Origin of the sequence: Mycobacterium sp. E796 (assembly GCF_001672815.1) — a bacterium.
GTDB lineage: Bacteria > Actinomycetota > Actinomycetes > Mycobacteriales > Mycobacteriaceae > Mycobacterium.
This window is the reverse complement of sequence record NZ_LZKK01000325.1, coordinates 191,886-213,718: the sequence shown is the minus strand read 5'-3', so window position 1 is coordinate 213,718 and position 21,833 is coordinate 191,886. Positions and strand designations below refer to the sequence as shown.

General features: G+C 66.6%; 21 protein-coding genes and 1 pseudogene. 10 read left to right on the top strand and 12 right to left on the bottom strand.

Annotated elements, in window-relative coordinates; genetic code table 11:
• Positions 1–205, top strand: a pseudogene (locus A5706_RS33835) (hypothetical protein); the annotation flags it as partial.
• 5 nt (positions 206–210) lie between these two features.
• Here A5706_RS33835 and rsmI read toward each other — a convergent pair.
• A complete protein-coding gene (rsmI, locus tag A5706_RS26805; protein WP_068137797.1) occupies positions 211–1,047 on the bottom strand; it encodes a 16S rRNA (cytidine(1402)-2'-O)-methyltransferase in 837 nt (278 codons plus the stop codon).
• A 69-nt stretch (positions 1,048–1,116) separates the two neighbouring features.
• Between rsmI and A5706_RS26800 the strand changes: the two genes are divergently transcribed.
• Positions 1,117–2,628 (top strand): dolichyl-phosphate-mannose--protein mannosyltransferase, encoded by a 1,512-nt coding sequence (locus tag A5706_RS26800; protein ID WP_197517999.1) that lies wholly within the window; start codon positions 1,117–1,119, stop codon positions 2,626–2,628.
• Between the two features lie 82 nt (positions 2,629–2,710).
• On the opposite strand, the gene arcA is transcribed toward A5706_RS26800, so the two are convergent.
• On the bottom strand, positions 2,711–3,964 hold the full coding sequence (gene arcA, locus A5706_RS26795) for an arginine deiminase (RefSeq protein ID WP_369831962.1): 1,254 nt from the start codon (positions 3,962–3,964) through the stop codon (positions 2,711–2,713).
• 28 nt (positions 3,965–3,992) lie between these two features.
• Between arcA and A5706_RS26790 the strand changes: the two genes are divergently transcribed.
• A complete protein-coding gene (locus A5706_RS26790) occupies positions 3,993–4,589 on the top strand; it encodes an alpha-ketoglutarate-dependent dioxygenase AlkB (RefSeq protein ID WP_197517995.1) in 597 nt (198 codons plus the stop codon).
• A gap of 13 nt (positions 4,590–4,602) precedes the next feature.
• On the opposite strand, the gene A5706_RS26785 is transcribed toward A5706_RS26790, so the two are convergent.
• The 4 genes from A5706_RS26785 to A5706_RS26770 all read right to left on the bottom strand — a co-directional run bounded on the left by A5706_RS26785 (position 4,603) and on the right by A5706_RS26770 (position 7,647).
• Positions 4,603–5,259 (bottom strand): DUF5642 family protein, encoded by a 657-nt coding sequence (locus A5706_RS26785; protein ID WP_068137785.1) that lies wholly within the window; start codon positions 5,257–5,259, stop codon positions 4,603–4,605.
• Between the two features lie 27 nt (positions 5,260–5,286).
• Positions 5,287–5,961, bottom strand: coding sequence for a DUF5642 family protein (locus tag A5706_RS26780; protein ID WP_068137782.1), 675 nt, complete (start codon positions 5,959–5,961; stop codon positions 5,287–5,289).
• 6 nt (positions 5,962–5,967) lie between these two features.
• On the bottom strand, positions 5,968–6,912 hold the full coding sequence (locus tag A5706_RS26775; RefSeq protein ID WP_369831963.1) for a GNAT family N-acetyltransferase: 945 nt from the start codon (positions 6,910–6,912) through the stop codon (positions 5,968–5,970).
• A 111-nt stretch (positions 6,913–7,023) separates the two neighbouring features.
• A complete protein-coding gene (locus A5706_RS26770) occupies positions 7,024–7,647 on the bottom strand; it encodes a hypothetical protein (RefSeq protein ID WP_068137780.1) in 624 nt (207 codons plus the stop codon).
• 137 nt (positions 7,648–7,784) lie between these two features.
• Here A5706_RS26770 and eccE point away from each other — a divergent pair, with 137 nt between their 5' ends.
• Entirely contained in the window at positions 7,785–8,993 is a 1,209-nt protein-coding gene (gene eccE, locus A5706_RS26765; protein ID WP_068137777.1) for a type VII secretion protein EccE, read from the top strand.
• A 12-nt stretch (positions 8,994–9,005) separates the two neighbouring features.
• Here eccE and A5706_RS26760 read toward each other — a convergent pair whose 3' ends face one another.
• Together A5706_RS26760 and A5706_RS26755 are read right to left on the bottom strand one after the other, a co-directional pair.
• A complete protein-coding gene (locus A5706_RS26760) occupies positions 9,006–9,917 on the bottom strand; it encodes an NAD(P)-dependent oxidoreductase (protein WP_068137774.1) in 912 nt (303 codons plus the stop codon).
• Positions 9,914–11,509: a GMC oxidoreductase gene (locus A5706_RS26755; RefSeq protein ID WP_068137771.1), complete on the bottom strand. Its 1,596-nt coding sequence runs from the start codon at positions 11,507–11,509 to the stop codon at positions 9,914–9,916. The genes A5706_RS26760 and A5706_RS26755 overlap by 4 nt, the downstream gene beginning before the upstream one ends.
• A 337-nt stretch (positions 11,510–11,846) precedes the next feature.
• Here A5706_RS26755 and A5706_RS26750 point away from each other — a divergent pair, with 337 nt between their 5' ends.
• The 3 genes from A5706_RS26750 to A5706_RS26740 all read left to right on the top strand — a co-directional run bounded on the left by A5706_RS26750 (position 11,847) and on the right by A5706_RS26740 (position 14,838).
• The gene (locus A5706_RS26750) at positions 11,847–12,698 is read left to right on the top strand and encodes an FkbM family methyltransferase (RefSeq protein WP_197517994.1); all 852 of its coding nucleotides are present in this window, start codon (positions 11,847–11,849) and stop codon (positions 12,696–12,698) included.
• An 85-nt stretch (positions 12,699–12,783) separates the two neighbouring features.
• Positions 12,784–13,773, top strand: a complete 990-nt coding sequence (locus tag A5706_RS26745; RefSeq protein WP_156767350.1) for an SGNH hydrolase domain-containing protein — start codon at positions 12,784–12,786, stop codon at positions 13,771–13,773.
• A gap of 9 nt (positions 13,774–13,782) precedes the next feature.
• Positions 13,783–14,838 (top strand): glycosyltransferase family A protein, encoded by a 1,056-nt coding sequence (locus A5706_RS26740; protein WP_082964663.1) that lies wholly within the window; start codon positions 13,783–13,785, stop codon positions 14,836–14,838.
• Here the strand turns inward: A5706_RS26740 and A5706_RS26735 are convergent, their stop codons facing one another.
• From A5706_RS26735 to A5706_RS26720, 4 genes are read right to left on the bottom strand one after another with little or no spacing between them, the layout of a single operon-like run.
• Positions 14,839–15,450 carry an HAD-IIIA family hydrolase gene (locus tag A5706_RS26735; RefSeq protein ID WP_068137757.1) on the bottom strand — a complete coding sequence of 204 codons (612 nt, stop codon included), beginning with the start codon at positions 15,448–15,450 and terminating at the stop codon, positions 14,839–14,841.
• A 35-nt stretch (positions 15,451–15,485) separates the two neighbouring features.
• On the bottom strand, positions 15,486–16,733 hold the full coding sequence (locus A5706_RS26730) for a glycosyltransferase family 4 protein (protein WP_156767349.1): 1,248 nt from the start codon (positions 16,731–16,733) through the stop codon (positions 15,486–15,488).
• Positions 16,730–17,368, bottom strand: a complete 639-nt coding sequence (locus A5706_RS26725; RefSeq protein ID WP_231985427.1) for an SIS domain-containing protein — start codon at positions 17,366–17,368, stop codon at positions 16,730–16,732. The genes A5706_RS26730 and A5706_RS26725 overlap by 4 nt, the downstream gene beginning before the upstream one ends.
• Positions 17,353–18,462 (bottom strand): hypothetical protein, encoded by a 1,110-nt coding sequence (locus A5706_RS26720; protein ID WP_082964661.1) that lies wholly within the window; start codon positions 18,460–18,462, stop codon positions 17,353–17,355. The genes A5706_RS26725 and A5706_RS26720 overlap by 16 nt, the downstream gene beginning before the upstream one ends.
• Positions 18,463–18,702: 240 nt before the next feature.
• On the opposite strand from A5706_RS26720, the gene A5706_RS26715 reads away from it, so the two are divergent.
• The 3 genes from A5706_RS26715 to A5706_RS26705 all read left to right on the top strand — a co-directional run bounded on the left by A5706_RS26715 (position 18,703) and on the right by A5706_RS26705 (position 21,666).
• Positions 18,703–19,707: an SGNH hydrolase domain-containing protein gene (locus A5706_RS26715; RefSeq protein WP_156767348.1), complete on the top strand. Its 1,005-nt coding sequence runs from the start codon at positions 18,703–18,705 to the stop codon at positions 19,705–19,707.
• A gap of 42 nt (positions 19,708–19,749) precedes the next feature.
• Positions 19,750–20,775 (top strand): hypothetical protein, encoded by a 1,026-nt coding sequence (locus tag A5706_RS26710; RefSeq protein WP_068137747.1) that lies wholly within the window; start codon positions 19,750–19,752, stop codon positions 20,773–20,775.
• 180 nt (positions 20,776–20,955) lie between these two features.
• A complete protein-coding gene (locus A5706_RS26705; RefSeq protein WP_068137743.1) occupies positions 20,956–21,666 on the top strand; it encodes a DUF1361 domain-containing protein in 711 nt (236 codons plus the stop codon).
• Positions 21,667–21,833: the final 167 nt, after the last annotated feature.

The following is a 21,833-nucleotide window of genomic DNA, read 5'->3' as shown; positions in this document are numbered from 1 at the left end:
CCGCATGCTCCCAGGTGCGCTGGCACGATCCGCCCATCACCAGCAGATCGCCGCGGGCCCGCCGGCCCTGCCGCCGCTTCCGGCGTTACCCCCGCTGCCAGCGGGACCGCCGCCGCTGCCACCGCTGCCCGGCCCGCCGCCGCTGCCGCCGCACCCCCAGGTCTGCACGCCGGGGATCGGTCCCCTCAAGGCCTGCACGCCTTAAGAGAGCTAATCGCCGCGTAACTGCAGCACTGCGTCGTAGAGCTGACGTGTCCGCACGTCCGGGTGCGCCGCGGCCACCTCGCTGCACGCGTCCTTGACGCGCACGCCGCCGGCGACCATCTCCTCCACCTCCGCCACCAGCGACGGCAGGTCGGCGCGCGGCGTCGCGCCGGCGAGCACCACGGTGATCTCGCCCAGCACCCCGTCGTTCGCCCACGTGGCCAGCTCCTCCAGCGAGCCACGCACCACTTCTTCGTGCACCTTCGTCAGCTCCCGGCAGACCACCGCGCGGCGGGCGCCGCCGAGTTCGTCCACGGCGTCGCGCAGGCAGGCCGCCAGCCGCCGCGGCGATTCGAAGAACACGCAGGTGCGGCGCTCGTCGGACAGCGAGGCCAACCAGGTCCGGCGCGCCGACTTCTTGCGCGGGGCGAACCCTTCGAAGCAGAACCGCTCCGACGGCAGCCCGGACACGGCCAGCGCGGTCGTCACCGCGGACGGCCCGGGCAGACAGGTCAGCGGAACCCCGGCCTCGACGCACGCGGCGACCAGCCGGTAGCCGGGGTCGCTGATCAACGGCATGCCGGCGTCGCTGACCATCAGCACCGTCGCCCCGGCCTTCATCGCGTCGACGAGGGCGGGCACCCGCGCGGCCTCGACCCGGTCGTACAGGCTGACCACCCGACCCTTGATATCGGCTTCCAGCGCCTTGGCCAGGATCCGCACCCGCCGGGTGTCCTCGGCGGCCACCACGTCGGCGTGGGCCAGCGCGTCGACCAGGCGTGGCGAGGCATCCGACGGCTGTCCCAGGGGCGTCGCGCCCAGCAATAGGCGACCGGAGGTCATGACGGACAGCCTACGATCGACGTGATGACCGCCCCGCCCCGCGAAAGCGCCGTCGCCGAGCGCGAGCGTGTGGTACCCGTCGACAGCCCGGGCCCGCTGGTCCCGGTGGCGGACTTCGGGCCGACCGACACCATTCGCGGTTGGGTCGCGACCGGGGTGATCACGGTGCTGGCGACGGTGACCCGGTTCCTCAACCTGGGCTCGCCGACGGATGCCGGCACGCCCGTCTTCGACGAGAAGCACTACGCGCCGCAGGCCTGGCAGGTGCTGCACAACCACGGGGTGGAGGACAACCCCGGGTTCGGCCTGGTGGTGCACCCGCCGGTCGGCAAGCAGTTGATCGCCCTCGGCGAGGCGGTCTTCGGCTACAACGGGGTGGGCTGGCGGTTCACCGGAGCCCTGCTCGGGGTCGTCATGGTGGTGCTGGTGATGCGGACCGTCCGGCGGATCAGCCGCTCGACGCTGGTCGGCGCGATCGCCGGGGTGCTGGTGATCTGCGACGGCGTCAGCTTCGTCACCGCGCGGACCGCCCTGCTCGACGGCCTGCTGACCTTCTTCGTGGTCGCCGCGTTCGGCGCGCTCATCGTCGACCGCGATCAGGTGCGCTGGCGACTGCACGTCGCGCTCGTGGAGGGCCGCAGCGCCCAAACCCTATGGGGCCCAAGGCTTGGCGTGCGCTGGTGGCGCTTCCTTGCCGGGGTGATGCTCGGATTGGCTTGCGGCACAAAGTGGTCCGGCCTCTACTTCGTGCTGTTCTTCGGCGTGCTGTCGTTGGCGTTCGACGTCGCGGCGCGGCGCCAATACCAGGTGACCCGGCCGTGGCTCGGGGTCTTGCGGCGCGACCTGATTCCCACCGGGTACGCGCTGGCGCTCATCCCGTTCGCGGTCTACCTCGCCAGCTACGCGCCCTGGTTCGCGTCCGAGACCGCGATCGACCGCCACGAGGTCGGCCAGTCGATCGGCCCGCACTCCGTCGTCCCCCTGCCCGACGCCATTCGCTCGCTGTGGCACTACACCGCCAAGGCGTTTCAGTTCCACGCGGGCCTGACGAACTCCGCCGGCAACTACCACCCGTGGGAATCCAAACCGTGGAGCTGGCCGATGTCGTTGCGGCCGGTCCTCTACGCCATCGACCAGCAGAACGTCCCCGGCTGCGGCGCGCAGTCGTGCGTCAAGGCGGAGATGTTGGTGGGCACCCCGGCGATGTGGTGGTTGGCGGTGCCGGTGTTGCTCTATGCCTGTTGGCGAATGCTGGTCCGCCGGGACTGGCGTTATGCGGCTGTGTTGACCGGCTACTGCGCGGGGTGGCTGCCGTGGTTCGCCGACATCGACCGGCAGATGTACTTCTTCTACGCCGCGACGATGGCGCCGTTCCTGGCCATGGGCATCGCGCTGATCTGCGGCGACATCCTCTACGCCCGCAACCAGAACTCCGAACGACGCACGCTGGGGCTGATCGCCGTCTCGTGCTACGTGGCCTTGGTGGTCACCAACTTCGCGTGGCTGTTCCCCGTGCTAACCGGCCTGCCGATTTCCCAGCAGACCTGGAACATGGAGATCTGGCTGCCCAGCTGGCGCTGACTCTTCTTTGTCGGCGAGCAGACGCAAAAGCCCCTAAATCGCGTCAAATTAGGGCGCTTTTGTGTCTGCTCGCGGTAGAGAACTAGACCGGATCGCGCGCGGCGGGGCAGGACATGCACCGGGGACCGCCGCGGCCGGTGCTCAATTCGGACCCGGCAAAGGTGAGCACCTCGATGCCCGCATCCCGCAGGCGGGCGTTGGTCTGCGCGTTGCGCTCGTAGGCGACGACGACGCCGGGCGCCAGCGCCAACGTGTTGTTGCCGTCGTCCCACTGCTCCCGCTCGGCGACGACGGGGTCGAGCCCGGTGTCGATCACCCGCAGCTTGTCGATCCCCATCGCCTTGGCGGATGCCTCGAGAAAAGGCGTCTCGTCGCCGATGGTGACGCCGTCGGAGGTGCGCTGGATCGTGTACGCCGTCAGCGTGTCGACGATGTTCGCGTACATCACCACGGTGTCGGTGTCGACCATCGTGCACACGGTGTCCAGGTGCATCTGCGCGCGCCGCTGGGCGATCGGCACCGCGAGCACGGTGTCGGCGAGATCGTCGTCAAAAAGGCTGCGCGCCAACGCTTCCGCCCCGGCGGGGGTGGTCCGTTCACCGACCCCGACCGCGATCACGCCGGGGGCGAGCAGCAGCACGTCACCGCCCTCGACCGGGGCGGTGCGCGATTCGTAGGCGCGCCGCACCCCGGTGAACCGCGGGTGATGGGCATAGATCAGATCGGTCAACGACGCCTCGCGGACGCGCGCCCGCAACGCCAGGGTCGGGATCACCACCCGCGGCCCGATCCAGATCGACGAGTCACGGGTGAACACCAGGTTCGGCAGTGGATCGATGACGAAATCCGCCCCGTGGTGCATGCGAAGCACCAGCGAGACCTCGGTGCGGGTGTCCGGCGGGAGCTCGTTGAACGTCATGCCGCCCATCAGCACGTTGGCCAGCGTCACCGGGTCCAGACCCCGCAGGTAGGCCGAAAGCTCTTGTGCCAGTGGCGTTCCGAGCCGGCGGGCGTCCACCGCGGCGGCGACACCCTGCATCCGGGCTGCCCCACTGTGGTTGAGCGCCTCGGTCAGCAGATCCGACAGCAGCAGCACCTCGACACCGCGGGACCGCAGCAGCTCGGCGAACTCGTCGTGTTCCTCCTGCGCCCGCGCGACCCAGGGCAGCCCGTCGAAGAGCAGCTGGTCGTTGTTGCGCGGATTGAGCCGGCGCAGCTCCGCGCCGGGGCGGTGCAGGATGGCGACCCGAAGCGCGCCCACCTCGGAATTGGTGCCCAGCTCGACAACACCCACCCTGAAAACGGTAGCCGGTCGCAAGGCCGGTCCCCTCCTCATCGAACGGATGTGCGATAAAATGGGCGCCGTGAGCATCGCGGTACAGGGCTCGCTGTTCGAGCACACCGAGCGCAGAGAGCTCGGTGACGGCGCCTTCATCGAGATCCGCGCCGGTTGGCTGGCCGAGGCCGATGACCTGTTCGCCGACCTGCTGTCGACCGTTCCATGGCGGGCGGAGCGCCGCCACATGTACGACCGGGTGGTCGACGTGCCGCGGCTGGTCAGCTTTCACGACCTGACCGTCGAGGATCCCCCACACCCGCTGCTCGGCAAGCTGCGGCGGCGGCTCAACGACATCTACGCGGGCGAGCTCGGTGAGCCCTTCACCACCGTCGGATTGTGCTGTTACCGCGACGGCTCGGACAGCGTGGCCTGGCACGGCGACACCATCGGGCGCAGCAGCTCGCAGGACACCATGGTGGCGATCGTCAGCCTGGGCGCGACGCGCACTTTCGCGATGCGGCGGCGCGGCGGCGGCCCGTCGCTGCGGCTGCCGCAGGCCCACGGCGATCTGCTGGTGATGGGCGGATCGTGCCAGCGCACCTGGGAGCATGCGGTGCCCAAGACCTCGGCGCCGATCGGCCCGCGCGTCAGCATCCAGTTCCGTCCCCGCGACGTGCGTTAGCGGCGATAGCGGCCTACGAACGGACCGCGGCAACCGCCTTGACGAGGAGGTCACGCGCGCGCTGGGTGTCGATCTTGGCCACCGGCTGGTCCGGAACGACCAGCGGGTTGGCGATGACGATCACCTCGTAATCACCGAATTGGGCCGAATAGTCATACAGCTCGCCGGTGCGCGCTCCCCCGCCGACCACGGCCTGCAGGACTCGGTGCACGCCCGCGGTGCGGGCCCCGTCGATGTGCGGCGCGTCGATCGCCTCGATGCCGCCCCGTACCCCGGTCCCGGCGAATGCGACCTTGGTGCAGTCCTTCCCGGGGTCGTTGAACGGCAAAGCTTTTGACGTCTCCAAGGCGATGACGACGAACCGGTTGCCGTTGCCCTCGGCCGAGACGGCGGCCATGTTGCCCTGCAAGTCGGGCGGCATGTCCGGGCCGACCGCAACTTTCGCGCAGTTCGCCGGGTCGAAAGTCAGACCGTCGGGCAGTTTCCGGGCCGAAAGCAGCTTGGGGTCGACGCCCCGGACGGGGATGTCGGTGACCTTGTAGTCGGGCCCGAAGCTCGACTTGACGTCGACGACCTTGCCGATGTCGGCCTTGACGGGGGCGGGATCGTTGCCCGACGAGCATCCGGCGAGCACGCACACGGAGGCGGTCGCGAGCAACACCTTCAACATCGTGGCCAATCTACCCAACGGGGACGCTCAGCCGCGCAATGTGGACACCGTTTTGACGAGCAGATCGGCGGCGAATTGCGCCGGCAGCGCGGGCAGCGTCGAGCCGGGGTCCGTGGTCAGCGTGGTGAACGCGTAGTAATGGCCCAGGTAGGCGGTGAAAGTGTATGCGCGCGAATCGATTTCGGTGCCCGATTCGACGGACGACTTGGTGTCGGCCACCATGCCGAGCGTTGCGGCGCCGTCGATGTGGGGGGCGTCGATGAGGCGAACACTGGCCGTGGTGTGGCCGTCGCTCATGGTCCACCGCCCGCACGCCGCGACGACGCCCTGGTCGAGGTCCACCGGCCCCGGCAAAGCCACCACCACCGCGTCGACGATGCCGCCGGTCCCCGACCCGGAGAAGCCCTGCGCGGACTGGTCACGTCCGTTGCCCGGGTCGGCGAGCGTCGCGCACGGCGGCGGCTTGGCCCTCGCGTCGACCTCGAGGCTCCAGATCACCCTCGGCGACGCCCCGCTCGGGATGTTGGTGGTCACCTCGTAGTGGGGAGGCAGCTCGCCGACCACCCGCTTGATGTTGGCGGGGTTGACGGTTGCGTTGGGGGCGGCGGCCGATTTGGTGGGCGCGGCCGACGGCGCGGGCGCGTGTGTGTGCACACACGCCGTCAGCAGGACCACCGGAATGCCAATCCACAACGGCCGCATGCCCGTTCAGCCGACCGCTTCGATCACCTGACGGGCGACGCGCTTGATCTGTTCGGCCATGTGGCGCCCGAAGATCAGCCGGCGGGGCACGTCGATGACGGTGGTGATGACGCCGACGTCCTCGCGCTCCCAGACCGCGCCGTAGTGGTCCATGATCGCTCGCATCGGCCCGTTGTCGGAAAGCATTCGCGCGGAGAATCTTTCGACGCCGTCGACCCTGGCGGCGATGGACAGCGCGCTGATCAGGAAGCTCCCGATCCCCCGGCCCTGGTAGGCGTCGGCCACGGTGAAGGCGATCTCGGCGGTTGTCGGATCGCTCTCGTCGCGGACGAAGCGGGCGTCGGCCACCGGGTTGTCCCCGTCGGTCACCACCCACACGAAGTGGTCGACGTAGTCGACCTCGGACAGGTAGTGCAACAGCGCCGGGGTCGGCATGCGGGCCGTCATGAACCGCCGATACAGGGTCTCGCTGGAGAACTGGATGTGGCCGTGGACGGTGCGCTGGTCGTCGCCGGGCAGGACCGGGCGCAGCATCAGGCGGGTGCCGTCGCGGACCTCGATGGGGATCGGGGTGATGAATGCGGCCAGACGCTGGCGCACCGTGCGCAGCAACCGCGGCATCACGCCCGGCAGGTGCACCATCCAGGAGAAGGCGTCGTTGTCCCCGATCCAGCCGGTCAGCGGTTCGGCCGTGGTGACCGTCGCGATGCGCGGGATATTCCGCAACAGGGCGATCTCTCCCACGATGGTGCCGGGCGTCACGTGTCCGGCGTTGACCGTGCCGTCGCTGTCGACACGCTTGATCTCGGCGGTGCCCGACGAGATGAGCAGGAACGAAACGGCCTGCTCGCCCTGCTGCATCAGCACCTGGCCGGCTGCCGCGCGCAGCGGCTGGAGGCGGGCCGCCAGCGGCACTAGGTCCTCGGTAGTGCAGCCCTCGAAGATGTCCATTGTTGCGAGCTCTTCGGCTCGCGCGCCGGTCAGTTCGGCCACCACGACAATCCTACGGGTTGCCGGGACACGCTCCGGGTCGGCGCGCTCCCGCACCGGGACGGTCACGACTTACTTGCCGCAGCCTTCCGCACCGTCGGGTGGGGAACCGGCGCGGTCAAGCCGGAACACCGCTTGGTTGAAGCGGTCCGAACTCGTCGCCTTCTTCCCGTCGGCCTGAACGTATTGAAGCTGAACCGTTGCCATGAAATCTCCGACGGCCCGCAGGGTCGGGCTGTTGAACGCCACTCGATAACAATGGTCGCGCATCAGGTCCCAGGCGACCGTCGCGTCGGAAGGCAACTCCTGCCACACCCGCCGTAACACCTCGAACCGGTCGACCGTGTGCATGTTCAAGGAGTAGCCGTGGATCCTGTCGGTGCCCTGGTCGGATACGTCGCTGTAGACGGCGCCGCCATGCGCGAGGTACTCCGGCAAGCTGGGATCTCGACCGTAGGCGTCGGCGGCCGCGGCGTTGGGCGTGTGCGAGTCGTCCCAAGCGGCCCGGGTGGCTCCGATACCGGGAATCGACTCCCCTTGGACGGCTGACGCTGCCGGCACCAACGCGACGGCGGACAGGCTTGCCGGCGCGGCAGGCGTGCTCGCCGGCGATCGCGAACACCCCGCCGTGGCACTGACCAGGACGCACCCCGCCGCGATCGCGACTCGCACCGAGGGTGTGGACGAGAACGACATACGCCGCTCCTCCGCTAGAGAGGCCAGCTACAAACGGACTATTTAGTAATAGACCACATTACAATACTTTCTGTATCATCAGCTAGGTGGAAACAGACCTAGAGTCTTTTAGCGATGCGGCGGCCTCCGCGGCGCCGATGAAAGCCCAGCCCCGCCTCGGGCTGGCGCTCTCATGGCCGAAGACCACGTCGGCGTTCCTGGTCGACGTCGCAGTGCTCATCGTGGTCAGCAAGCTCGCCGGCGGGCCGCAAGCCGCCATGTGGTGGGGCGGCGTCGCGGTCGCCCTGGTGGCGACGGCGGCCTTGCTGCTCACCTACCGCGGGATCACGGTCATCTCGGCCTTGGCGCGGTGGCTGTGGGACTGGTCGGCCCCCGACATCTGGGACTCGTCCCCAGAGCCGGCGGCGGCACTGAACACCCCGGAGTCCTCCCCGCCCCGGGGTGAGACACTGAATCCCGGTTGCACCGCGGCGATCGATCATCGGCGCCGCTTCGGCCGCAGCGTCGTCGGAGTGCGCGGATACCGGGGCCAGCTGGTGGCCGTGGTGGCCCTCGACGGGCCGGCCGACGCGCCGCACCATCACCACACGGCCTCGTCGACGACCCTGCCGGTGCTGGCGGTGGCCGCGGGACTGCGCCACTTCGACGTGCGCCTGGACGCCATCGACATCGTCGCGGTACGAACGCGGCACGTCGCGGCCGCCGAGGATCGCCCACCGGGTTTCGAGCACCGTACGTGGCTGGTGTTGCGGATGGATCCCCAGCGCAACGTCGGCGCGGTCGCGGCCCGCGATTCGCTGGCCTCGACTTTGGCGGCGGTCGTCGAGCGGCTCGTCGACGATCTGAACGGTCGGCGCTGCGCGGCCCGGCCGTTGACTGCCGACGAGTTCGCCGAGGTGGACGCCGCCGTGGCGGCGGGCCTGCAACCGGCTTCGACTCGCTCGGGGTTGCGCCACCTCAAGTGTTTCGACGGGTACGCGACCAGCTTCTGGGTGTCACCACAGGACATCACGTCGGAGACGCTGGACCGGTTGTGGCTGGACGACACCGATGTCACCGTGCTGACGATTCGGCTGAGCGCCGCAGCCGGCCGGGTCCACGCATCGGCTTGGGTCCGCTACCACAGCGCGCAACGCCTGGGCAACGATGTCTGCGTCGGGTTGAATCGGCTCGTCGCCCGCCAGCTGGCCGCGGTGCATGCGAGCCTGCCGGCCCCGGCGAAGCGCCCGCCGCTGGTGGTGCCGGGGCGCCCGCTGCGCGACGACGAACAACTCGAAATAGGTTTGGGCCCAACAGAGCTGGGCGCCGCGTCGGAACACCCGATGAGCGAGGCCGCGGCGGTCTGAGTAGCGCCGCAGTCAGACCGGGAGTTCGACGGCCGGCTTGTCGCGACCGGGCGGCCGGGCTTGCTGCGGCTGGCGGGCGGATCCGACACTTCGAAACTCGACGCCGTGCCGCCCGAGGCAGTCCTGACCGGGCAATACGTCGGCGGCCTCGATCAGCCCGAGCAGCGAGTCGGAACGAAATGGGAACGGGACGCCGGCGAGCTCGAGCAGCCGCAAAACGGCCATCACGGGTCCGGCGGGCACCGGCAAGCTGGGCCGGCGTTCATGTTCGGCCGAAAGGCCCGCGAAGATCGACGGAAGGTCGACCGGCTGCGGATTCGCCAGCCCGATGACCTCGCCCGACAGCTCGTCGAAGTGTTCGATCACCGTGGCGATCGCGTGCGCCACATCGTCCTCGTGCGCCAGGAAGAGCTTCGCCGATTTGAAACGCGGCCAAAGCGGCAGACCAGAAATCTTGCGGAGCGTGCCCGCCATGCCCCCGGGCGATTCTCCGTAGACCAGACCGGGACGGACGACGACGCAACCCATGTCGAGGGCAGTGCGTTCTACCGCCAGCTTCATCAGGCCGTAGGTCTGTCGTGTCCCGAAAAAGGCGGACATCGACGAGACGAACACGACTTTGCCGACGCCGGCGGTCACGGCGGCTTCGATCAGCCGGCGCGAACCGATCACGTTTTCGCGCCAAAGTTGGCTCGTATCTTTCCCGCTCAGTACCCAAGCAGCGTGGACGAGCGTGTTCACGTCTTGGAAAATCGCCGCGTCCAGGGGTCGACCGAGTTCGAAGTGGCGCCACTCGGTGACTTGGAGTTCGGGTCGCCGACGCGTCAACGCGACCACCTCGTCGCCGCGATTGGAGAAATGATCCGACAGAACCGATCCGAGGTAACCGGTCGCACCAGTGATGGCCACCCGGTCTGCAGTCATCGCGATCCCCCTAGGGCTTCGGTGGCGATTCGGTGCGCATTCGCCATGATCGTCAACGTGAACGTGGTCGCCGCAACCGTCGGAAACACCGAGGCATCCACGAGATGGACGTTGCGCCAAGGCTTTACCCGACCGAGGGAGTCGCTGGCGAACTGGCCGAAAGGCTTCGCCTGCATGGGAAACGATCCCCCGTAGTGGTAACTCTTCGCCGCTCCGGAGAGTTTCGTTTGGCCCGGTATCGGGTGCAGGTCGAGCGCTCGACCGCAACGCCGGAGTTGTCGGAGCACCCGCTCGAGCATCGGCTGCGTCGCCTCATTGCGGCCCGACGTCACCCGGACCGGCGGTAGCGAACCATCGGCCTCGGCCCGCCCGATGCGAAGTTGGACGGGAGGCGAGGCCCACGAGGGCAGGTAGCCGAGCCCGACGGTCAGGCGCCGCAGGCCCGTTCGGGCAAGCGAGCTGAGCGAACCGGAGGTCAAGACGCCCGGGAGCGCCCCCAACATGATGTCGTTGTACGGGTAGCAATGCACGAGTGCGGCTTCTTTGCCGTCGCTGTCGAAGGTGACGAAGATATTGAACTGGTTGAGCGTGAACTCGCCGTCCTGCGTCAGCTCGGCGACCGGCCGCATCGACAGGAACGGCGTCATGAACTGAACGGATTCCGCCAATCTGATGGAGCGATCCGTGAGTCCGAGGGAGCCCGCGACGATCCTCGTCGTGCCGATCGCTCCCGCCCCGACCAAGACGCGATCAGCACCGAAAACCCGCCGCCGGCCCGTGTCGACTTCCGTGGCGTGAACCGACACACGACCCGCCGCGTCCTCCTCGATGCGGTCCACCCGCACGCCGGACCGGTAATCCACCCGGCGCTGTGCCCTGAGCCGATCGAAAGTCTGCGACGCGGAATAGATGAGCTGGTACGGGCAGCCGGTCATGCACAGGCCGACACGACGACATGCCGATCCCTTCAGCGCCAAACGCGCATGACCAACCGTCACCCCGTGCCGCCGGACCGCGATCCGATTCCGTTCGTAGCGCCGCAGCACCGACGACGTGCGATCGGTGACCGCGGGCAAATGATCGGGAGCACCCATCAGCGGAAAGGTCTCCTCGAGGTCGTCGGCCTCGCCCGAATACGGGATCTGACTGAGGATTTCGCGGTAGTGCGGTTCCAGGTCGAGGCGCGAGATCGGCCACGTTTTGAACGTCCCCGTCGAATACGGCATCACCTGCGCCCCCCACGTGTTCGAGAACCCGCCGTAGGCCCCCGACACCACCAGCGGGTTGGCTTCACCGTCCGCGTCGATGTCGTCGAGTTGGCCCGCGTTCGCAAACACGAAGTTCGACCCGTATATCTGCTTGACCGGAAGCTGGCCCGCAACCGTCGCCTTCGGAAGCGCGGAGACCAGGTCCAAGTCGTCCGCACTCCAGCGGTCTGGCGACGTGCTTGCCATGGCCGCCCGGGCGGCCTGTCGCCCGTCCTCGAGCTGAGTGCCCAGGTCCAAAACGGTGACCGTCGCCTCACGAACACGTTCGAGCGCCAGGGCGGCCGCGGCAGCCGACGGACCAGACCCCACGATCACAATTTCCATCGGACCTCCTGGACCCGCAGCGCGATCCGGTGTAGTGCGGTCGGCGAAGGGTACGCGTCATCTTCGTTAGGCGGGTCTATCGTATCTTTTGACGCATATTAAGCCTCTTACAGTCTTGCTGTCACGTGATATGCTGACTAAAAAGATGGTTTGAGCCCATATCACCGACTATCAGTCATCACCCATCCCCGCCACGTTGGACCGCAACGAGACCCTTGGGAAGCACATAATGCCCGCTCTCAGCCCGACCAAGCGACGCGCGAGCCATGCCCTAGTCGGGTACATGCGCGCATGCGTCGCGAACGAACACCTGCCGATACTCGCCAAGAAAGTCTTCGTGAACCGATGCAGCCGGCTGCTCACGGCGCTCGGCAGCGAGCCGGACGAAACGCCGGTGGAATCCATTTACGGGACCAAGTTCATCGCCGGCCTGGACAGCTCAGCCATCACCTCCTGCCTCCGCTTCCGCGGCACCTACGAACCGGTGCTGTCCGAGTTCATCCTGCGGCACGTCCAGGAAGGCGACATCTGCGTCGACGCGGGCGCCAACATCGGCTACTTCACCCTTTTGTTCGCCAAGCGCGTCGGCCCGTCCGGGAAGGTCATCGCGATCGAGGCCGCGCCCGACACCGCGCGGCGGCTGCGCACCAACGTCGAGCTCAATGGGGCGGGCAGCATCGTCCACGTCGTCGAGGCGGCGTGCGCCCCGGAGAAAGGCGAGCTCACCTTCTACCTGCATCCCAGCGTCGACGCCTTCTCCCGGCTCAGCCCACCGGCCAAGGGCGATTTTGACCGCCGCTTCACGGGAAACACCTGGATTCCCACGGCCGTGGCCGCCGACACGCTCGCGTCCCTCGTGGGTGCCGACGCTCCGCGGGTCTCGTTCATCAAGGTCGACGTCGAGGGCGCGGAAACGGCCATCGCGCCCCAAATCGCCGCCGAGTTCACCCATCCCAACCTGGTGGTGGCACTCGAGGTGAGGACCGAAATCGAGGCCACGTTGAGGCCGTTCCAGGAGCAGGGATTCCACGTCTACGACATGCACAACGATTATCGCTGGGTGTACGAGGACAAGGTGCCGGCGATCACCGAGGCGGCATACCGCGACTTCTCCCACCGCGGGTGGCGCGAAGCTCGAGCGCATGCCGCCGACGTTCTCCTCAGCCGCCAACCGCTGGCTCTTCCCTGAGATCTGCGCAGCAGCACCAGGCCCGGCGATGACCCGAAACTATTGTGCGGCATGGGCATTCCCCACAAAGATGCTCAGGCCCGGGTTGAAAACATCCGTCGCGACGATCGCGGTCGCCGCCGTCGTTCTGAGTGGCTGCTCGACGTCGAACGCGCCGGCCGTGCCGCAGGGCGCCCCGCCGAACCCGGCCCGGGTCTTCGCCACGACGGCTCAGGTGCTTCAGGCCGTCCAAGCGGCCCAAACCATCAACGCCCTACCCGATGCGGTGGGCTACTTTTTGACCAAAGCCGACTGGCCGATGGCCACCGGGCACTTCGACTGCCACCAGGTCGACCCTCACGAGGTCGGCCTGCCCGCAAATGTCCTCGACCCCTCCGTATCCGAGTTCGGGCAGTGTGCAGCCGGCGCCGAGCACGGCACCAAGCGCATGGTGACGTTCGGGGACTCCCGCGCCGGGATGTGGGGAGCGGCGCTCGAAACCATCGCCGCGAAGGGCGGCTACCAGCTGCGGACCTTCCACATGGGCGACTGCGCGCCTCTCGACCTGCCCTTCTTTTCATATGAAAAACACGTGCCGGACGGGGACTGCGCCCAATTTCGCCGGAGCGCGATCGCCGCGATCCGAAGCCTGCATCCAGACCTGGTGCTCGTGACCAGCTTCAGCACCCATATGCTCGCCGACGGCAGCCAGCCAACTCCCGCCCAATGGCAAAAAGGCTGGGAGACAACGCTAAAGGAACTCGCCCAACCGGGAACCCGGCTGGTGATGCTCGGCGACATTCCCGACTGGGAAACGGACGACGCCCACTGCCTGGCCGGCCACGTCATGGCAGTCCAGAAATGCAGCGTCCCCGTCGCCGAGGGCATGCCGTCGGGAAACCTCGAGGCCGAGCAGGCCGCCGCCGCCACCGCCCAAGCGCTCTACATCCCCACCCTGTCCTGGGTATGCGCCGAGCGATGCGAACCCGTCATCTCCGATATCCGCGTGTATCAAGACCGGTTCCACTTCACCAACACCTATACCGTCTACCTCACCGGCGCACTCGGCGAGGCACTCCAACCTGTACTCAGCTAGGCGACGCCAATGCCATCCGTCAGCATTCTCACGGCGACGTATCAACACAGTGCGTTCATCGGGAGCTGCATCGAAAGTGTTCTCCGGCAGACAAATCCCGACTGGGAGATGATTCTCGTCGACGACGGTTCACAGGACGGCACTGCCGAGATTGCCGAGTCCTTCGGAGATCCGCGAATCGTCGTTATCCGCAGGCCCCACGAGGGAATCGGTGGGCTGGCGCGTGGGTATGAGTTGGCACTCGCCAGCGCGAAAAGTCCGATTGTCGCGATCTTGGACGGTGACGACACGTGGCCCGATCAAAAGATCGAGCACCAGCTGCCGCTGTTCGCCGACCCTGGCGTCGTACTCAGCTATGGCACAGCGGGTCTCATGGACGAGAACGGGGTGACCTACGCGAAATACTGGCACAAGCCGCGCGGCGCCGTCGCCCGCAACGAACCGGTTGGCTCGATCCTGCCCGCCCTGGTCCGACTCAACTTCATCAACGCGTCGACGGTGATGGTTCGACGGACGGCCCTCGACGAGGTCGGGGGGTTTTGGCAACCGGAGAACACGAATTACGTCGACCTTCCCACCTGGCTCCGGCTCGCAATGACCGGTAAGTTCGCCCCCTCACCAAGGCTCCTCGGCAATTGGCGCCGGCACTCGACGCAGGTAACGACACGCAGCTGGTTCAACGCCACCAACGACAGGACCCGCTTTCTCGAGGTTTTCCTGTCGGACGTCCGCGACCGCCTGCCACCGGGCATCGGCGCCGACCTGGAGGAGGCGGTCCGCCTGGACGGGTCCCGGCAGAACCAGGAAGCCGAAATCGCCCGGGGGCGCATCGAATTGATCTCCGGAAACTGGGCAGCGGCCGTCGACGCATTCTCGACCGCATTTCGATCCGGAGGGACCGGGACGCGTCCGGTCGCCGCCGTCGGCATGCTGTGCGCGTTGGCCCGGACTGACATGGAAGTCTTCGTCAGGGCAAAAGGACGCCACGCGTTGCCGTCGCGACGGCACCTCGCAAGACACGGGCTTGCCGGTCGTCCCGGCAGTTTCGCGGTGGACAGCGCTTGATCAGCGAACGTTCGCCACGCGCCTCATGCGCCTGTGCCGGTCCGCATAGTTCTCGTGCCGTCCAAGCTTTTCGCGGACGCAGCCGGCCAATTCCGCTCCGGCGGTTGGCCCGACGAGAAGCGCCCGATCCGGTGCGATCCCGGCTGCGTGGGCGGCGGCAATATCGGTGGGCTGATCGCCGATCAGCATTGAACGGGCCAGGTCCAAGTTGAGGTCACGCGCCGCGGCGAGAATCAAGCCGGGCTTCGGTTTTCGACACTCGCAATATCTCTGCGCCGGGTCGGCGGACCGCGGATGGTGGGGGCACGTGTAGATCGCGTCGAGGGCGATCCCGTGCGCGGCGAGCGCGGCGACAAGCAGGGCGTGGATGACGATGACGTGCGACTCGGTTGCCTTACGGGTGCCGATGCTTCCCTGGTTGGTGACGACGACCAGTGCGGCGCCGGCTGTTTGGGCGGCGGCCGCCGCCTCGAGCGCGAGGTCTATCGCCTCGAAGTCGCCGGGCTCGATGACGTACCCGTCGACGATATGCCGGTTCAGGACCCCGTCGCGGTCCAGGAACAGCGCGGGCCGAGGCGCCGTCGCGGCTTCAGTTCGCAGGTAGCGCAGCATGAATCGGGGTCGATGTGAGGGCTTCCGATCGCACGTCACCGCTCGCTAAGTTCGCGAAAGAAATCGGCATAGCAATCAGCGTTGGCATCCCAGCTGTGCGGATTATCAAAGCGCGTACCGACTTTCGTCATGGATCGCAGCATGGCGTCGCGCAGCCCGACCGGATCTCCCACATCGGCGAAAAAGACCCCGCCGTAATCTTCACAGGCCTCTTGAAGCGCGGTCACCCTCGTGGTGACCAGGGGCAGGCCCGCTTCCATCGCCAAGTTGACTGGTCCCGAGGCCGAGGCACGGCGATACGGGACTACTATGACGTCTGTTGTTTCGAACAGGTCTCGGACTTGGTCTTCCGGCAGAAATCCCAGGATGACCTCGTGATTCTCCGCACCGGTGTCTCGAATGGTTTGCAAGGCCTCCTCCGTGCCGCCCCATGGCTCGCCGGCCACCGTGAGATGGGCACGCACCCCGTCGCGCATCAGCATGGAAAAGGCCTCGGCGAGCTCATCGATGCCCTTGTACGGGCGGATGACGCCAAAGAAGAGAAACCGCACCGGATCTCCCTCGCTGCGCACCCTCTTCTTGGCGGCGGATTCAGCATCGCCCACGTCCTCCAGCGGCCCGGGAAATACCACCGAAAAGGGCAGTCGCCGCAGGCAGGGATAAAACTGCTGCATCACATCGATGTCGGACTTGGAATGAACAACCACCCCGGAGACCAACCGCGCCAAAAGCCGCATCACCACCCGGGCGTATGAGGTGACGAAGGGAACCGCCGCCTCACCGACGTCCGTTGTTTCGTGCATCTCCAACACCACCGGCGCGCCGATCAGCCGGGCCACCAACGCCACCGCCAGGTAGCTGTGCGCAGTCAGCGCCGCCCACCACTGGAGCAGGACCACCTTCGGTCGCCTACGCAGGAGGAACCGGATCGAACGATAAATTGAGGCGCCCCAATACCAATCGAGGCCCTCACATGTCGGAATGCCCTCGAGGTGCAAGGCCTCGGGGCCATACGTTCCGACCCTGTCGCGTCCGGGGTAGAAGCGACGCGGGCACAATTCCCTGATCAGTAGGGCGCTCACGGAATCGCCGCGACGCGCGAAGGCATTGGCTATCGCGGCGTTGTGGTATCCGACGGCCGAGAGGAAACGAGCGCCCGGGCCGACGAGCATGACGGCGTCGGGTCCACCATTGATATCCGATGGCGGCCTCCCGCTCGTTTGGCCGGCTGGAGTCGCCTCAACGCGCGTGGGCTTTGCAGGAGAAATCTCGACCACGCTCACACGCCCGTGGTGTCGAAAAGAAACGCGTCTGCACTGCGCTCGATCGGGAAGAGCTCCCGCTCCACCAGAGCGAAAATCATGTGGCCACACATGATGTGAAGCTCTTGTATCTTGGCCGTTTCGCTGGCAGGCACATTCAATTGATATTCGGCGATGCCCATGTCTCTGGGCTGGTTGCCGGTGAAAGCCACGGTGACGACGCCCATCGCCCTCGCGGCCTCGAGCGCCCTGACGACATTCGCCGAGCGACCCGAGGTCGAGATCCCGATGAGAACGTCCCCGGCACGCCCGAGCGCTTCAACCTGCCGGGCGAAAACGAATTCGTATCCGTAATCGTTACCGATCGCGGTGAGGGCCGAGGTGTCAACGGTCAAGGCGATCCCGGCAGCAGGAGCGCGATCGTAGTTCTGGCGGCCGACCAACTCGGCGGCCAGATGCTGCGAATCTGCGGCCGACCCGCCATTTCCGCAGAACATTATCTTTCCGCCCGACCGCAATGATTCGATGATGGCGCACGAGATATCCGCCAAAATCGTTGCGTACCGCAGATCTTGCAAGGCGTCGAGGCTGGCACGGGTTTTCGCCATCTCCCCGTCGATGAATGCAAGCATCTCGGTGTTCATCGCAGCGCCCACGCTACTGCTCCTTCCGATACAAAGTGTGCCGGCTGTACCGCGCCGAAGTGCAAGTCGCCCAGAGCCCGCATGACCGCCGGTCGACGGACCGGGTCCGTGAGGAACAGGACGTATCCCCCGCCCCCTGCGCCCGACACCTTTCCCGCGAGGGCGCCGGCCGCGAGCGCGACATCGAAGCAGTGTTCGATGCGCGGAGTCGAAATACCCTCGGCGAGTTTCTTTTTCATCCGCCATCCGCGCTCGAGAACTCCGGCGAGCTGGACCAGATCGCCCTTCAGCAGGGCCTCCTTCATCGCAATCGCCTCTTCCTTGAGTTCATGGGTAGCTGCGAGTTGCGACGCGGAGCCCGCTGATATGTAGGTGGTCTGACGCTCGATGATTTCGGCGGACTTGCGCGAAACCCCGGTATGGAACAGCACTATCGATGCCTCGAGCTCGCGCAGCGTTGCCTCCTTGATTCGCAAGGGATTCACGATGACCCGTCCGCCGGGCCCGAACTCCATCACGTTGAACCCACCGAACGTCGCTGCGTATTGGTCCTGGCTTCCCCCGGCCTGGCCGTAGTCGTTGCGCTCGATCTCGAAAGCGAGCCGTGCCACGTCGTACTCACCGAGCGGCAGGGCAAAGAATTCGCGAAACGCCTCCACCACCGAGACGACCAGGGCCGACGAGGAGCCCAAGCCGGACCCGGGAGGTGCGTCCGACACCGTGGTCAGACGAACGCCCGGCCGGCCCAGATCGAAATCGCGAGTCAGGCGTTCATAGATCGTTTGGTGAAGCGTCAGCGGTGGCGACCCGGCCGGCTTCGGCCCGTCGGCGACGGGGTCGTTCACCTCGATATCGGGTGCGCGAAACTCGATGGCGCCGTCCGTGGTCTCTTCCAGGGTGGCGTAGCAGTATCGGTCGATGGTGGCATTCAGGACGATGCCGCCATAGGTGTCGCAATACGGCGACACGTCGGTTCCGCCTCCGGCAAGGCCGATCCGCAAGGGCGCACGGGAACGGACCCGGTGGGCCGGCCGCCGCCTGTCGCGCTCACGGAGACCCGTGTTCGCCTGTAACCAATAGTTGGCCGTCACAGTGTGTGCGGGCATGTTTTGTCCCTTGGCTAATTGTTGCCGTCGGCGAGAGCAGATCGATGAGTCGCGAAACGGCACGGCGTCCCCGGCGGAGGCGCTAGTCGACGCGCCCGGAGGTCCGTACCGGCCATACACATAAACAGGGATCATACATACTTTTCATATGATGCGAAGCTCTACGCCCAACTTCAAGTATCATTCCTCTTGGACAGAAGCGGGCGGTCAGCCGCGGAGCTACGAACTGGGTCGCAACCTATGACAACTTTCCGGATTCAAAAGCGGCACGGACACCGAGCCGCACGGTTGATCGCGGCCGCCGCCTTCGTGGTGAGTGCGTGCTCGACGTCCAACGCGCCGGCGGGCCCACAGGGCGCCTCGACGAACCCGGCCCGGACGGCTGCCACCGGCGCGCAGGTGCTGGAAGCCGTCCACGCGGCCCAAACCACCGACGCCCTGCCCAAATCGGTGGGCTTCCTGACCAACGAGGACTGGCCGATGACCAAAGGGCACTTCGACTGCCACCAGGTCGTCGATGTTCCCGCCAATATCGTCGACCCGAAGAGGACAGAGTTCGGAGAGTGTGCGGCCGGCGATGAGCACGGCACCAAACGCATGGTGATATTCGGAGATTCCCGTGCCCGGATGTGGGGGGCGGCGCTCGAAGGCATCGCCGCAAAGAACGGCTACCAGCTGCGAACCTTCCTGATGGCGGCCTGTTCGCCTCCCGATCTCCACTATTTTTCGTACGAGAAACGCACGCCCGACGTCGATTGCGACCAATTCCGTCCGGCCGCGATCGCCGCGATCCGAAACCTGCATCCGGACCTGGTGCTCGTGACCAGCTTCAGCACCCATATGCTCGCCGACCGCAGCCAGCCAACCCCCGCCCAATGGCAAAAAGGCTGGGAGACAACCCTGAAGCAACTGACCCAACCCGGAACCCGGCTGGTGATGCTCGGCGACATCCCCGACTGGGAAACGGACGACGCCCACTGCCTGGCCGGCCACGTCATGGCAGTCCAAAAATGCAGCGTCCCCGTCGCGGAGGGAATCCCATCCGGAAACCTCGGCGCCGAGCAGGCCGCCGCCACCACCGCCCAAGCGCTCTACATCCCCACCCTGCCCTGGGTATGCGCCGACCGATGCGAACCCGTCATCGCCGATACCCGCGTCTACCAAGACCGGTTCCACTTCACCAACAGCTACACGGTCTACCTCACCGGCGCGCTCGGCGAGGCACTCCAACCGGCACTCACCTAGGCGACGACCGATGACCGGCCGTCGGCTGCTAGCGACCCGTAGATGACGCGCAAGGTTTCGCGCAGGACGTTTCTGCACGGGGCGAGTGGCTTCGCGGCCGTCGGTGCGCTGTCGGGATCCGTTGGGGCTGCGGCCATCCTGAACGCCCAGAGCCTGAGCGATCCCGGCATCCCTCCGGGCGCCAAGTTTCGTGGGGTCAACCTCGTCAACAGTTTCACTCAGACGACGGCCGCCGACGGCAACGACATCTGGGCGTCGCTGTGGGGTGTCTGGGATTGGCACGGCCTCATCGCGCCGCAATTGGAGGACATCGCGACGATCGCGAATGCGGTCCGCATCTTCGGCAATACGCTGGTCATGGCGTTGGAAAGCATCACACTCGCGCAGTACCTGGCCCGGTGGCAACAATTCCTCGACCACGCGCAGGCGCTCGGCCTCTTCGTCTACGCCTGCGGCGGTGACCTGGGGCACTGGGGCAGATACACCTGGGCGCAATCCACCGAGACCTATCGCCAGCTCGCGCAACTGCTGAAGAGCTACCCCAACGTCATCGGTGTCGACATCGTCAATGAGGCGTCCCAGCCACTGGCGCCGGTGGGCTGGACATACAACCAGCCAGAACCGGTCGCCGAAATGCTGACCGAGTTGGGCGGCATCGTTCGGTCTGCCGGGCTGCCGATCACCTATTCCCGAAGCGTCACGGCGCGCAGCGGATGGGCGCAGGACTACTACACCGACCACCTGGGCGATTTTCTCGATTTCCACGTGTATTACCTGCCACACGCCACGGACTCGCTCCAGGCGTACGGTCACCCGGCCAATGCCAACAAGAGGCTGATCATCGGCGAGTTCGGGATCACCAACACCTCGTCGCCCGAGGAGCGGGGCGCCTACTACAGCGCGGTCCGCGCGATGATCGACAACGATCCCCGCTGTATGGGCGCCCTGGCCTGGTCCGCCTACGACTTCGGCACGACTAAAGACATGCAGACAGGCCTGTTCGACCAACAGCGGCGGCTACGTCCGGACATCGCCCAACCGTTCTCGACGTTCCCGATACGGTTGTGATTTTCCTGGTGGCCACCGCTGTGCCCGACCATTTGATCGCGAAAACGGCAGTGCCCCAAGCCTTCTCATCGGTAGTGCTACCGCATGCCGGGTCGCCCCACGCTGAGGGACTGACCGAGACGGCGGCGGCGCGCGCCCGGAGTTATCGAACCGCTTGCTCGTGGCTGGCAAACTGCATTCATGACGTCTGCGCGCCGGGTGGTCTTGGTGGTGTCGCTGGTGGCAACCACCGGGCTTACCCTCGTCCTGGGTGTCACCGACCCGTTTCCCCCCGCGAGCTATCCGACCCGGTTTTTCGTGTGGAACCTGGCGTTGGCGTGGATTCCGGTGTTCTGTGCGGCCGGTTTCGGCGCGGTGCGCCGCCGGATCTGGTTGGTGCCGATCGGGCTGCTGTGGCTGGCGTTCCTGCCCAATGCCCCGTACCTGATGACCGACCTCGTGCACCTACGTCACGACGTCGAATTGTGGCGGCACGTCATGCAATACGGGGTCGCCGCGTGGACCGGCGTCATACTCGGCGTGGTCTCGGTGCATCTGGTGTGTCGGCGGATCGAGCGCGAGTTCGGCCCGGTCATCGGGTGGATCGCGGTAATCATGTCGGTCGGCTTGTGTGCTATCGGCGTGGTGATCGGGCGGTTTCAGCGGTGGAATTCTTGGGATTTGCTCACCCAGCCGCGCGCGGTGGCGGCGACGACGTTCGACTGGGTGCGTTCGCCGCTGGCCTACGTCCAGCCGACCGGTTTGGCGCTGACGGTCGGGGCCTTGTTCGGGCTGGCGTACCTGACGCTGTGGTCCCTGTGGCCGGCGCGCGCCCTGGTGCCGGCGGACCAGCGCGCGCCCGACGGCATCGAAGCCGGCCCCGCCGTGACGGGGGCGGGCAAGCTGCCGTGACGCCCTGGCGATGAGCCGTCCTGTGCCGGCTTATCGCTTCGCCGGTGGCACCGGTCGCGTGGGGTGAGGCCAGTCCCGCTCGCAGGAAACTATAGGTTTGCGAATCGGCCATATTTGAGACAAAATGAATGTACTGTGCCCGTTTAAGCGCATCTTCGGTATACGCT

Coding starts and splice junctions, on each gene's coding strand:
- A5706_RS26715 (WP_156767348.1), top strand. CDS start 18,703: ATGACAACTTTCCGGATTCAAAAGCGGCACGGACACCGAGCCGCACGG.
- A5706_RS26770 (WP_068137780.1), bottom strand. CDS start 7,647: ATGTCGTTCTCGTCCACACCCTCGGTGCGAGTCGCGATCGCGGCGGGG.
- A5706_RS26760 (WP_068137774.1), bottom strand. CDS start 9,917: ATGACTGCAGACCGGGTGGCCATCACTGGTGCGACCGGTTACCTCGGA.
- A5706_RS26720 (WP_082964661.1), bottom strand. CDS start 18,462: ATGCCCGCACACACTGTGACGGCCAACTATTGGTTACAGGCGAACACG.
- A5706_RS26780 (WP_068137782.1), bottom strand. CDS start 5,961: ATGCGGCCGTTGTGGATTGGCATTCCGGTGGTCCTGCTGACGGCGTGT.
- A5706_RS26740 (WP_082964663.1), top strand. CDS start 13,783: ATGCCATCCGTCAGCATTCTCACGGCGACGTATCAACACAGTGCGTTC.
- rsmI (WP_068137797.1), bottom strand. CDS start 1,047: ATGACCTCCGGTCGCCTATTGCTGGGCGCGACGCCCCTGGGACAGCCG.
- A5706_RS26785 (WP_068137785.1), bottom strand. CDS start 5,259: ATGTTGAAGGTGTTGCTCGCGACCGCCTCCGTGTGCGTGCTCGCCGGA.
- A5706_RS26705 (WP_068137743.1), top strand. CDS start 20,956: ATGACGTCTGCGCGCCGGGTGGTCTTGGTGGTGTCGCTGGTGGCAACC.
- arcA (WP_369831962.1), bottom strand. CDS start 3,964: ATGAGGAGGGGACCGGCCTTGCGACCGGCTACCGTTTTCAGGGTGGGT.
- A5706_RS26775 (WP_369831963.1), bottom strand. CDS start 6,912: ATGGACATCTTCGAGGGCTGCACTACCGAGGACCTAGTGCCGCTGGCG.
- eccE (WP_068137777.1), top strand. CDS start 7,785: ATGAAAGCCCAGCCCCGCCTCGGGCTGGCGCTCTCATGGCCGAAGACC.
- A5706_RS26735 (WP_068137757.1), bottom strand. CDS start 15,450: ATGCTGCGCTACCTGCGAACTGAAGCCGCGACGGCGCCTCGGCCCGCG.
- A5706_RS26710 (WP_068137747.1), top strand. CDS start 19,750: ATGACGCGCAAGGTTTCGCGCAGGACGTTTCTGCACGGGGCGAGTGGC.
- A5706_RS26755 (WP_068137771.1), bottom strand. CDS start 11,509: ATGGAAATTGTGATCGTGGGGTCTGGTCCGTCGGCTGCCGCGGCCGCC.